Consider the following 11792-nt stretch of genomic DNA (forward strand, 5'->3'; position numbering starts at 1 on the left):
CGACCCTGGTATGTCACCTGAGGGGTACTCAGGAGCTATCGAACGGTCACGAGTTGACCTGCGTGGTGACCAGGTTCGAGAAGGTGGTCAGCCGGGTGTAGACCCCCGGGTAACCGGCCTGGGCGCAGCCTTCGCCCCAGGAAGTGATACCTGCCAGGACGCCCCCGATGAGCAGGGGACCGCCGCTGTCGCCCTGGCAGGTGTCCACACCGCCGGAGGTTTTTCCGGCGCACACCATGTCGCTCTGCACGTAGTCGGAGCCGTAGGAGCTCGCGCAGCTCGAGTCGGACACGGTCGGTACGGTCGCGGTGCGCAGCTGGTTGGAGGAGCTGCCGCCCGCGGAGGTGGTGCCCCAGCCCAGGATGCGGGCGGTGGTGCCGGCCGCGTACACGGAGGTCTGGGACGAGGAGACGTACGTCGCCGGGGTGTACGGCATCGACGTCGACAGCGTCAGCACGGCCATGTCGTCACCGTTGGTGGCGTCGGTGTAGCTCGGATGGGTCCATATCTTGCTGACTCTGCTGACCGTGCCGTTGGTGCCGTTGAGGTAGGTGCGGCCACCGACCACGCGCACGCTGCTGGTCGTCTCCCCGACCATGCAGTGCGCTGCGGTGACGACCTTCGTCGGGGAGACCAGCGTGCCGCCGCAGAACTGGTTCTGCGAGGCGTCCGTGATCTGCATGACGAACGGGTACGCGGACGTGGTGGTGGTCGTACCGCCGACGATCGGCTGGGGCGCGGCGACGGCCGTGGGGGCGGCGAGCAGCGCGGTCGTGGCGGCGGCAGCGGTCGCCGCGGCTACGGCGGCGGCCTTCTTGGCAGCGTTGAGCCCGAACATGGGTCTCCTTGGGGAGTTGCCGGTGGGGGGTCGCGCGGGTGGTGGTGCACGGGGACCCTGACGCCGTTGTTCGGATCTCCGTGTGCCCGGCGAGCGGCACGCCCCCAAGCTAGAGCCCGGGCGGGAGGGCCCCCAATGAGGGAAGCCCCTAAGGGAGTTGGGCAGGGAAAACCCTCGGTCCCGCCCGGGAAACCCAGGTGGGTCAGGTGCTGCGGCGGCCCGCGGCCAGCCTGACGATGTCCACCCGCGAGCGGATCCCCAGCTTCCGGTAGACCCGGGTGAGGGTCGCCTCGACGGTCTTGACGCTGATGAACAGGCGGGCCGCGATCTCCCGGTTGGTCGCGCCCTCCATCACCAGCGAGGCGACCTGACGCTCCATCGAGGCGAGCCCCTCCAGCGCGTCGAGCGCCACGGGCGGTGCCACGGAGGCGGGCTCCGCCGTCTCCGGAGCGGCCGCGACCGCCGCGTCGACCTGCCGCAGCCAGGGCAGCGCCCGGCAGCGCCGGAACAGCCGGGCGGCCTCGTCGTACGACGCCGGCCCCGGCGGGGGAGTGCCCACGGCCCGGGGGAAGGATGCGGTCCGGTCGCGCAGCCGGGCCAGGGCGAAGGCGGCGCGGGCCTCCTCCAGGCCGTAGCCGAGCCTGCCGAGCCGGTCCCGCACCGACGTCAACCGGACGAGAGCGGCCTCGTGTTCACCGCGTGCCGCCCGCACCAGCGCCTCGGCCCGGTCGAGCACGGCCAGCACGCTCTGCCGGCCCAGACGCAGCGCGTGCGTCCGCGCCGTGTCGATGACGTCCTGCGCCTCGGCGGGTTCGCCGATCCGGACGAGGGCCTCGGCGAGGTCGCCGTGCCAGCGGCCGCGCGCCGGGTCGTTGATGCCGAGGCCCTGCTCCAGCTCCCGCACCCGGCGCAGCGAACGCACCGCGGCCGCCGGGTCCCCGGCGACCAACTGGGCGTAGCCCAGCGCCGCGAGGGCCCGGGACAGGTACATCTGGTCGCCGTCGACCTCGGCGTGGTCGGCCGCCTCACGGGCGAGGGCCAGTGCCCGGTCGACGTCCCCGGCGGAGGCCTCCGCGAGGGAGGTGAGCATCGCCGAGGCACCCTCGCCGATCCCCGAGTCCCGGGCGAGACGCAGGCTCTCGCGGGCCAGGTCCAGGGCCCGCCCGCAGTGCCCGGTGCGCAGTTCCGTCTCGGCGAGGAAGCGCAGGAAGTGCACCTCGCTCTCGACCATGCCGCGCCGCCGCACCTCGCGCAGCAGCGCGGTGATCGTCGTCCGCGCCTCGGGCAGCTGGTCGCTCATGATCAGCCAGCGGAACCGGGCCGAGCCGGCGCCGTTGTGATGGCAGGCCACGTAGGGGTCCTGGGGTTCCCTCAGGGCCCGTTTGACCGTCGCGGGCGCGTCGGGGTGGCCCATCAGGGTCTCGGTGGAGGCCTGGAAGGACAGCGCCATCAGCTCGGTGCGCCGGTCCGCGCCCCGGGCGGCCAGCTCGGCCGCGTGCGCGGCCTCCTGCCGGGCCTCGGCGAAGTCGCCCTCGACGACCAGGCCGCGCCAGGCCAGCTGGTAGTGGACCAGGGCGAGCAGCCCCGGGTCGTCGCCCGCGTCGGCCAGGACCTGCGGGAACACGGCGTCGACCTCGCCGAGGGCCTGCCCGGCCGCCTCGATGACCACCATCCAGGCGCGTACGCGCTCGGCGGGCACGGTGGCGCGCGTCAGCACGTCGCGTGCGATGTCCCGGGCCAGATCGGCCTCGCCGGCGGTGATCGCGTCCTCGGCCGCCTGAAGACGCCGTTCGTCCGGGCCCGGCGTGCTGTCCGCAGGGGTGTGCCGGGCCGCGAGCAGCCCGAGCGAGGCGGCCACGGACGGTGCCCCGCGGTCCCGGGCCAGCGCCCCGGCCTCGGCGAGCCGGGCCGCCACCTCCGGGTCGGTGCCGGTGGTCGCCAGGGCCAGGTGCCGGGCCCGTTCGATCGGGTCGGAGGCGGCCGTGGACAGCGCGGCGTGCACGGCCCGCCGCTCCTGCGCCGGGGCCTCCGCGTACAGCGCGGCCGAGATCAGCGGATGCGCGAACCGTACGGCGGGGCCCTCCGCCTCGGTCGCCAGCAGCCCCAGGGCCGCCGCCTGGGCCGTCTCGGCCTCGGCGTGCTCCCGGCCGGCGGCGTGCAGCAGCGCCAGTGTGGGGCGGGCACCGGCACTGGCGACGAGGAGGGTGCGGCGCGCCTCGCCGGACAGCATCTCCAGCCGGCTCAGCACCAGGGCCCGCAGCGAGGTCGGCACGGGCAGCGGTTCGCCGGGCCGGGGCCGGGTGGGGCTCTCGGCGAGGGCGCGGCCCAGTTCCAGCGCGAAGAGCGGGTTGCCGCCGCTGGTGCGGTGGATGTCGCGGATCGTGGAGCGGGACAGCGGGGTGTAGCCGCGGTGGTCGAGCAGCGCCGAGACCTGGGTACGGGTGAGCGGGCCCAGCCGGACGGCGAGGGTGTCGGGCGGGGACGCGAGTAGATGACGGTCGTACTCCTGGCCCTCGGTCCGCACCGCGCACAGCATCTGCACGGGCGTGTCGCCCAGCCGGCGGGCGGCGAACCCGAGCAGCTCGGCACTGGCCGCGTCCAGCCACTGGAGGTCGTCGGCCACGACCAGCACCGGTCCCTTGGCGGCCAGGGTGCGCAGCGCCGACAGCACGGCGAGGCGCAGCGCGAGCCCGTCGCTCTGGAGGGTGGGCTCGCCGCGGCCGGTGAGCGCCGACTCCAGGGCGGTGCGCTGGGCGGCGGGCAGCCCGCCGGAGACCTCGTCCAGCACGAGGCCGAACAGATCGGCCAGCGCGAGGAAGGGCAGATGGGATTCGGACTCCGTGGCCGAGCAGCGCAACACGGTCCGGGCCGCCCCGGCGTAATCCGCGGCCAGCGCCCGCAGAACCGTCGACTTTCCAATTCCGGCAGGGCCGTGGAGCAGCACACTTCCGCCCCGGCCGAGCTGCTCACCTGCCGAGGTGAACAGATCCTCCCGGCCGATGACCAGGTCGGGGCGGCTCCGGGGAGGCTCCTGGAAGTCCCGTCGCACGGTCACCGCTGCCCTCCCTGCGTCGTGTCCTGGCCAATATTAGGCAACAGCTCTTTGAATTTCGGACGCACGGTGTGGTGAGGGAAACAACAACGGGTGGCGACGGACGAATTCATCGATCTCCCGAATGCGGCGGAACACCACGTCGGAAAACACCACAAACCTACGGCAACCATCCCGCCCGGCGCGCGGCGACCACGGCCTCGCCACGCGTCCTGGCCCGCAGCTTCCGCATGGCCGACCGCAGATACGCCTTGACGGTCTCGGGCGTCACACCCAGCCGCTCCGCCGCCACCGCGTTCGTCGCCCCGGCGGCGACACAGGCCAGCACGTCCACCTCGCGCGGCGCGAGCCGCACCCGGGTGGGCGGCGTGCTCCCGGGGGCCGTCAACAGCGCACACGCGCCGAGCAGCTCGGCACGCAACCGCTCGTCCGCGATCTTCGGTGCCAGCGCCCGCAGGGCCGCGTGCGCCTCCCGCACCTGCTCCCACCCCGCGCCCGCCGCCCCTGCCTCGGCGGCGAGCGTACGGGCCTCGTCGCGCACGACCAGGGCCCGCTCCACGTCCCGGGCCGCCTCCACGGCCGCGTCCAGCGTGCGTCCGCCGAGCGGCCGGGCCGTGCGCAGCGCCCCGTACAGCACCCCGCGCACCCGGTGCCGCACGACCACCGGCACGGCCAGCACCGAGCGCAGCCCCTCCAGGGCCACCGGGGCGTCGTACTCGTGGCTGATCCGCCGCGACGCCGAGTAGTCCGTCACGACGCACGGCCGTGAGAGCGCCACCGTCTTCCCGCCCAGTCCGTTGCCGGACGTCACCACGAGCGAGCGCAGCGCGTGCGTCGCCGTCCCGCTCAGTTCGCTGATGCGCACCTGCTGCCCGGCCTCCATCAGGCCGCCGAAGGCCACCGGGAGGCCGGTGGCGCGCCGCAGGCGGAGCAGCGCGTTCCGTATGTCGACCGCGTCGGACGCGTCCGATGTCACCTGTTCGCCCCTTCACTACGACTGCTGTGCGGGCGCACCCCCCGTTCGGGGGTAGTGAGACCTGCATCACGGATTACACGATGGTCGGGAGCCGCCCGGCAATGGTCCGGCACCCAGGAGGACAGATGACATCGGCGACGGAGCAGTTCCGCGACGCGCGGGACTTCCTGCTGGAACACCGAGAGGACTACACGAGGGCCTACGAGGGCTTCCGCTGGCCCCGTCCCGAGTACTTCAACTGGGCGCTCGACTGGTTCGACGAGATCGCCGACGGCAACGGCCGCACCGCCCTGCACATCGTCGAGGAGGACGGCAACGAGACGCGGCTGTCCTTCGAGGAGATGTCCGTGCGCTCCCACCGGTTCGCGAACTGGCTGCGCGCCCGGGGCGTGCGCGCCGAGGACCGGATCCTCGTCATGCTCGGCAACCAGGCCGAACTGTGGATCGTCGCGCTCGCGGCGATGAAGCTGCGCGCGGTGGTCATCCCGGCCACCCCGCTGCTCGGCCCCGCCGACCTGCGCGACCGCGTCGACCGCGGCCGGGTCCGGCACGTCATCGTGCGCCCGGAGGACACCGGCAAGTTCACCGAGGTGCCCGGCGACTACACGCGCATCGCCGCCGGAGCCGCCGGTGCCGTACCCGAGGGCTGGCTGCCACTGGAGGACGCCCACGGAGCCCCGGCCGACTTCACGCCCGACGGCCCGACCCGCGCCGACGACCCGCTGATGCTGTACTTCACGTCGGGCACCACCGCCCGGCCCAAGCTCGTCGAGCACACCCACACGTCGTATCCGATCGGGCACCTGTCGACCATGTACTGGATCGGCCTGAAGCCCGGCGACGTCCACCTGAACATCTCCTCGCCGGGCTGGGCCAAGCACGCCTGGTCCAACCTGTTCGCCCCCTGGAACGCCGAGGCGACCGTCTTCCTCCACAACTACACGCGCTTCGACGCCGCCCGTCTGATGGCCGAGCTGGACCGCGCCGGGGTCACCACCTTCTGCGCCCCGCCCACCGTCTGGCGCATGCTCATCCAGGCCGACCTGACCCAGCTGCGCACCCCGCCGCGGGAGGTCGTCGCCGCCGGAGAGCCGCTCAACCCGGAGGTCATCGAGCAGGTCCGCCGCTCCTGGGGCATCGCCGTCCGGGACGGCTTCGGCCAGACCGAGACGGCCGTACAGGTCGCCAACAGCCCGGGCCAGCCGCTCAAGACCGGCTCGATGGGCCGGCCGAGCCCCGGCTACCGTGTCGAGCTGCTCGACCCCGTCTCCGGGGCGCCGGGCGCGGCCGAGGGCGAGATCGCGCTCGACCTGTCGGCCCGCCCCGTCGGCCTGATGACCGGCTACCACGGCGACGCGGACCGCACGGCGGAGGCGATGGCCGGCGGCTACTACCGCACGGGCGACATCGGAGCGCGCGACGAGGACGGCTACATCACCTACGTCGGCCGCGCGGACGACGTGTTCAAGGCGTCCGACTACAAGATCAGCCCCTTCGAGCTGGAGAGCGCGCTGCTGGAGCACGAGGCGGTGGCCGAGGCGGCGGTCGTGCCCGCTCCGGACGAACTGCGCCTCGCGGTGCCGAAGGCGTACATCGTGCTGGCGGAGGGCTGGGAGCCGGGGCCCGACACCGCGAAGGTGCTGTTCGAGCACTCCCGGGAGGTCCTGGCCCCCTACAAGCGCGTCCGCCGCCTGGAGTTCGGCGACCTGCCCAAGACCGTCTCCGGCAAGATCCGCCGCATCGAGCTGCGCGAGGCCACGGCGGCCGGGTCGGGCGCCGAGTACCGCGAGGAGGACTTCCGGTGACCTCCTACAGCCACGGGACCGGCCCCACACCGCTGCTCGGGGACACGATCGGCGCCAACCTCGACCGGGCCGTCGCCGCCTGGCCGGACCGGGAGGCGCTGGTCGACGTGCCGTCCGGCCGGCGCTGGACCTACGCCCGGTTCGCGGCGGACGTCGACGAGCTGGCGTACGCGCTGCTGGCGAGCGGCGTCGCCAAGGGCGACCGGGTGGGCATCTGGGCGGTCAACTGCCCCGAGTGGGTGCTGGTCCAGTACGCCACCGCCCGCATCGGCGCGATCATGGTGAACATCAACCCGGCCTACCGCACCCACGAGGTCGAGTACGTCCTCAAGCAGGCGGGGGTCTCGCTGCTGTTCGCGTCGTCGAGCCACAGGACGAGCGACTACCGGGCGATGGTCGAGCAGGTGCGGGGCCGGTGCCCACGGTTGCGGGAGACGGTGTTCATCGGCGACCCGGGCTGGGAGGCGCTGATCGCGCGGGGAACGCCCGTCCCGTTCGAGGAGCTGTCCTGCGACGACCCGATCAACATCCAGTACACGTCGGGCACGACCGGCTTCCCGAAGGGTGCCACCCTCTCCCACCACAACATCCTCAACAACGGTTACTTCGTCGGGGAGTTGATCGCGTACACCGAGCAGGACCGGATCTGCGTCCCGGTGCCCTTCTACCACTGCTTCGGCATGGTGATGGGCAATCTGGCCGCCACGTCGCACGGCGCCTGCATCGTCATCCCCGCCCCGTCCTTCGACCCGAAGGCCACGCTGGACGCGGTCCAGCGGGAGCGCTGCACCTCCCTCTACGGCGTTCCGACCATGTTCATCGCGGAGCTCAACCTCCCCGACTTCGCCTCCTACGACCTCTCCTCCCTGCGCACCGGCATCATGGCGGGCTCGCCCTGCCCGGTCGAGGTGATGAAGCGGGTCGTCGCCGAGATGCACATGGCGGAGGTCTCCATCTGCTACGGCATGACCGAGACCTCCCCGGTCTCCCTCCAGACCCGGAGGGACGACGACCTGGAACACCGCACCGGTACGGTCGGCCGCGTGCTGCCGCACATCGAGGTGAAGGTCGTCGACCCGGCGACGGGCGTCACGCAACCGCGCGGCACGGCGGGCGAGTTGTGCACCCGGGGCTACAGCGTGATGCTCGGCTACTGGGACGAGCCCGAGAAGACCGCCGAGGCCGTCGACGCGGGACGCTGGATGCACACCGGCGACCTCGCGACGATGCGCGAGGACGGTTACGTCGAGATCGTCGGCCGCATCAAGGACATGATCATCCGGGGCGGCGAGAACATCTACCCGCGAGAGATCGAGGAGTTCCTGTACGCCCATCCCGGGATCCAGGACGTCCAGATCGTGGGCGTCCCGCACGAGCACTACGGCGAGGAGGTCCTGGCCTGCGTCATCGCCCGCGACCCGGCCGACCCGCCGACCCTGGAGGGGCTCCGGGCCTTCTGCGAGGGACGGCTGGCCCACTACAAGATCCCGAGCCGGCTCCAGCTCCTCGACACCTTCCCGATGACGGTGTCCGGGAAGGTACGCAAGGTGGAGCTGCGGGAGAGGTTCGCCGGCGGGCAGCGGTAGCCGGTGTGCATGCGGGCCGGTCACAGCGGGGCCCGCATGCACACCCGGGGCCATCGGTCCAGGCCGTGCGCGGCCTCCGTCGCGCGGACGGCGCGCAGGCCGGGGGTGAGGTCCGGCTCGGGCAGGACGCGGAAGCCGAGGCGGGCGTAGTAGGGGGCGTTCCACGGCACGTCCGCGAAGGTCGTCAGCGTCAGGGCGGCCAGGCCCTCCTCGCGGGCCCGCTCGGCCGCGTACGACAGCAGGGCCCGGCCCACGCCCCGGCGGGCGGCGCGCGGGTGGACGGAGACCTGCTCGACGTGCAGGGCGCCGTCCACCGGCTCGCCGATCAGATACGCGACCGGATCGTCCCGCCCGTCCACCGCGACCCAGCAGCGCCCCGCCTCTCGGTAACGCTCCAGTACGTCCAGTCCCGGCGGCTCGTCGTCGGCGATCTCCGGCATGCCGAACTCGCGGAACGGCGCGCCGGCGGCACGTTCGATGTCCTGGAGGACGGGGAGTTCGGCGGGCGCCGCGGGGCGGATGCGCATGCGGTGAGTATGAGCGTCGCCGGAGGGTCAGGGCGCCCGGTTTTCGGTGCCGGCCAGTGCCCCGGCCGGCTCGTTCACCGGGCGCGGCGTGCCCGTCAGGTCGAGGACGAACAGAGGGATGCCGAGGGTGTCGGCGCGGGCCCGGGCATCGGCCGTGTAGCCGGTGAGGGAGAAGTAGAGGCAGTCCGCCGACTCCGTCATGGCCGTCAGCCACAGGCACTCCACGTCCCGCAGGGTCGCCGGGCGCACGGCGGGGTCGACCTGTGCGACGACACCGCGGGCGGCGAGACCGATGCCGGACGGCGGCCGCTGATCCGCCCGCCGGACACCCCGGTAGCCGAGCCAGCGGAGGTACAGCGCGGTGGTGGTGACGGCGTCGAGCGCGGTGCGGATCGTGACGGAGTGGAAGGGCGGCTGGGCGGCAGGGGTGTCAGGGGCGGCGGCGGTGGCGCGTCGGCCGGTTCCGTTCTCGGGGTCCGGGTTCGGGTCCGGTGTGGTGTCCTGGCCGGTCGCGTCGGCCTGGTCGGTGACGTCCTGTGCGTCCATCACCGGAACCCGCATCACCACCCCGCACGAGCAGCCCACTTCGGGGCGCGGCCAGTCCCCGCCCCTCCCGCAGGACCGACAGTGCACCGTCACCCAGTCGTCCTGCCAGACCCGATGGGAGACAGGCGTCGCCACCCCGTGCCGGTCGAGGCGCGGAGCGACCGGTGCGCCGCACGCGCACGGGTACGCCGGAGCCGTGTAGCGGTGCTCGCGGTGGCAGGCCGGGCAGCGCACGGGGACGGTCTCGGCCATGGCCCCTCCAGAACCGTGTCGCATCGGGACAGCGCGTCCATCGTGCGCCGACGGACCCTCTCCTGTCCGCCGCTTGCCGTCTCTTGACTGCCTTCGCCCGCCCCACTTACATTCATTCCAGATCGTAGAAAATGTTTTCCACAATGCGGAAGAGCTCACCGCGGGCGCGACGGGAGTGCGAATCCGACAGCCGAAGCAGGAGTACTCGATGGCTCGAATGACCGCTGCCCGAGCGGCAGTTGAGATCCTCAAGCGTGAGGGCGTCACCGACGCGTTCGGTGTCCCGGGCGCGGCGATCAACCCCTTCTACGCGGCACTCAAGGCCTCCGGCGGCATCACCCACACCCTCGCCCGGCACGTCGAGGGCGCCTCGCACATGGCCGAGGGCTACACCCGCACCCACCCCGGCAACATCGGCGTCTGCATCGGCACCTCCGGCCCGGCCGGCACCGACATGATCACGGGCCTGTACTCCGCGACCGGCGACTCCATCCCGATCCTCTGCATCACCGGCCAGGCTCCGACCGCCGTGATCCACAAAGAGGACTTCCAGGCCGTCGACATCGCCTCGATCGCCAAGCCGGTCACCAAGATGGCCGTGACCGTCCTGGAGGCCGCGCAGGTCCCCGGCGTCGTCCAGCAGGCCTTCCACCTGATGCGCTCCGGCCGCCCCGGGCCCGTCCTCATCGACCTGCCGATCGACGTCCAGCTCACGGAGATCGAGTTCGACCCGGAGACGTACGAGCCGCTCCAGGCCTACAAGCCCGCGGCGACCCGCGCCCAGATCGAGAAGGCGCTCGGCATGCTGAACGCCGCCGAGCGGCCACTGATCGTCGCCGGTGGCGGGGTCATCAACGCCGACGCCGCCGAACTGCTCGTCGAGTTCGCCGAGTTGACGGGCACCCCGGTCGTTCCCACCCTCATGGGCTGGGGCGTTCTCCCCGACGACCACGAGCTGAACGCCGGCATGGTCGGCCTCCAGACCTCGCACCGCTACGGCAACGCGACCTTCCTGGAATCCGACTTCGTCCTCGGCATCGGCAACCGCTGGGCCAACCGCCACACCGGCAGACTCGACGTCTACACCGCAGGCCGGACCTTCGTCCACGTCGACATCGAGCCCACCCAGCTCGGCAGGATCTTCGCCCCCGACTACGGCATCGCCTCCGACGCCAGGGCCGCGCTGGAACTGTTCGTCGAGGTGGCGAAGGAGCTGAAGACGACCGGCAGGCTGCCCGACCGCTCCGGCTGGGCCGCCGCCGCGCAGGAGAAGAAGGCGACCCTCCGGCGCCGTACGCACTTCGACGACATCCCGATCAAGCCGCAGCGCGTCTACGAGGAGATGAACAAGGCCTTCGGCCCGTACACCCGGTACGTCTCCACCATCGGCCTCTCGCAGATCGCCGGCGCCCAGATGCTGCACGTCTACCGGCCCCGGCACTGGATCAACTGCGGTCAGGCCGGCCCGCTCGGCTGGACCGTTCCGGCGGCGCTCGGCGTCGCCAAGGCCGACCCGGAGGCGTCCGTCGTCGCGCTCTCCGGCGACTACGACTTCCAGTTCATGATCGAGGAACTGGCCGTCGGGGCGCAGCACCGGATCCCGTACGTCCACGTCCTCGTGAACAACTCCTACCTGGGCCTGATCCGGCAGGCGCAGCGGGCGTTCGACATCGACTTCCAGGTCAAGCTGGAGTTCGAGAACATCAATTCGCCCGAACTCGGCGTGTACGGCGTCGACCACGTCAAGGTCGCCGAGGGCCTCGGCTGCAAGGCGATCCGTGTCACCGACCCCGCCGAGCTGGGCGCCGCTTTCGAGCAGGCCAAGAAGCTCGCCGCGGAGCACCAGGTGCCGGTCGTCGTCGAGGCGATCCTGGAGCGTGTCACCAACATCTCCATGTCGACGACCAACGACATCGGCAACGTCGTGGAGTTCGAGGAGATCGCCACCGAGCCCGGCCACGCGCCGACCTCGATCAGGACGCTGAAGGTCTGACGCGCGGGAAGGAGAGGGGCCGACAGCGGCACTACTCCGCGCTCTCCGCCCGGCTCGCCTCCGCCTGGAGCCGGCTGAGGACGCCCGAGGGGCTGCCACCGGGGGCGACCGCCTTGCCGATCTGCTGCTTCACCTGCGCGCTGACGTCGGCCCAGGAGGTCTTGCCGGCCGGGTAGAGCTCGGAGGACGGCAGCTCGTCCAGGAACGTCCTGAGGTG

8 protein-coding genes and 1 pseudogene are annotated in these 11792 nt (G+C 72.3%); 3 read left to right on the forward strand and 6 right to left on the reverse strand.

Annotated elements, in window-relative coordinates:
- Positions 1-46 precede the first annotated feature (46 nt).
- The 3 genes from SSQG_RS31275 to SSQG_RS31285 form a co-directional block, all read right to left on the reverse strand.
- On the reverse strand, positions 47-838 hold the full coding sequence (locus tag SSQG_RS31275; protein ID WP_003993952.1) for a S1 family peptidase: 792 nt from the start codon (positions 836-838) through the stop codon (positions 47-49).
- 202 nt (positions 839-1040) lie between these two features.
- Positions 1041-3893: a helix-turn-helix transcriptional regulator gene (locus SSQG_RS31280; RefSeq protein ID WP_039934025.1), complete on the reverse strand. Its 2853-nt coding sequence runs from the start codon at positions 3891-3893 to the stop codon at positions 1041-1043.
- A 157-nt stretch (positions 3894-4050) separates the two neighbouring features.
- A complete protein-coding gene (locus SSQG_RS31285; RefSeq protein WP_003993954.1) occupies positions 4051-4866 on the reverse strand; it encodes a helix-turn-helix transcriptional regulator in 816 nt (271 codons plus the stop codon).
- Between the two features lie 125 nt (positions 4867-4991).
- Here SSQG_RS31285 and SSQG_RS31290 point away from each other — a divergent pair, with 125 nt between their 5' ends.
- Positions 4992-6671 carry an AMP-binding protein gene (locus SSQG_RS31290; protein ID WP_003993955.1) on the forward strand — a complete coding sequence of 560 codons (1680 nt, stop codon included), beginning with the start codon at positions 4992-4994 and terminating at the stop codon, positions 6669-6671.
- On the forward strand, positions 6668-8257 hold the full coding sequence (locus tag SSQG_RS31295) for an AMP-binding protein (protein WP_003993956.1): 1590 nt from the start codon (positions 6668-6670) through the stop codon (positions 8255-8257). Before SSQG_RS31290 ends, SSQG_RS31295 begins: the two co-directional genes overlap by 4 nt.
- 20 nt (positions 8258-8277) lie before the next feature.
- On the opposite strand, the gene SSQG_RS31300 is transcribed toward SSQG_RS31295, so the two are convergent.
- Both SSQG_RS31300 and SSQG_RS31305 read right to left on the reverse strand, forming a co-directional pair.
- Positions 8278-8784 (reverse strand): GNAT family N-acetyltransferase, encoded by a 507-nt coding sequence (locus SSQG_RS31300; RefSeq protein WP_003993957.1) that lies wholly within the window; start codon positions 8782-8784, stop codon positions 8278-8280.
- A gap of 27 nt (positions 8785-8811) precedes the next feature.
- Positions 8812-9582 (reverse strand): hypothetical protein, encoded by a 771-nt coding sequence (locus SSQG_RS31305; protein ID WP_003993958.1) that lies wholly within the window; start codon positions 9580-9582, stop codon positions 8812-8814.
- Positions 9583-9790: 208 nt separating this feature from the next.
- Between SSQG_RS31305 and gcl the strand changes: the two genes are divergently transcribed.
- The gene (gcl, locus tag SSQG_RS31310) at positions 9791-11575 is read left to right on the forward strand and encodes a glyoxylate carboligase (RefSeq protein ID WP_003993959.1); all 1785 of its coding nucleotides are present in this window, start codon (positions 9791-9793) and stop codon (positions 11573-11575) included.
- A 31-nt stretch (positions 11576-11606) separates the two neighbouring features.
- On the opposite strand, the pseudogene SSQG_RS31315 reads toward gcl, so the two are convergent.
- Positions 11607-11792 (reverse strand): annotated as a pseudogene (locus SSQG_RS31315) (sugar ABC transporter substrate-binding protein); the annotation flags it as partial.

This window comes from Streptomyces viridochromogenes DSM 40736, assembly GCF_000158955.1.
Taxonomy (GTDB): Bacteria; Actinomycetota; Actinomycetes; order Streptomycetales; family Streptomycetaceae; genus Streptomyces; species Streptomyces venetus.

Excerpts from the sequence above, each read along its gene's own strand:
- SSQG_RS31275 (WP_003993952.1), bottom strand. The coding sequence starts at position 838 with ATGTTCGGGCTCAACGCTGCCAAGAAGGCCGCCGCCGTAGCCGCGGCG.
- SSQG_RS31290 (WP_003993955.1), top strand. The coding sequence starts at position 4,992 with ATGACATCGGCGACGGAGCAGTTCCGCGACGCGCGGGACTTCCTGCTG.
- SSQG_RS31300 (WP_003993957.1), bottom strand. The coding sequence starts at position 8,784 with ATGCGCATCCGCCCCGCGGCGCCCGCCGAACTCCCCGTCCTCCAGGAC.
- SSQG_RS31305 (WP_003993958.1), bottom strand. The coding sequence starts at position 9,582 with ATGGCCGAGACCGTCCCCGTGCGCTGCCCGGCCTGCCACCGCGAGCAC.
- gcl (WP_003993959.1), top strand. The coding sequence starts at position 9,791 with ATGGCTCGAATGACCGCTGCCCGAGCGGCAGTTGAGATCCTCAAGCGT.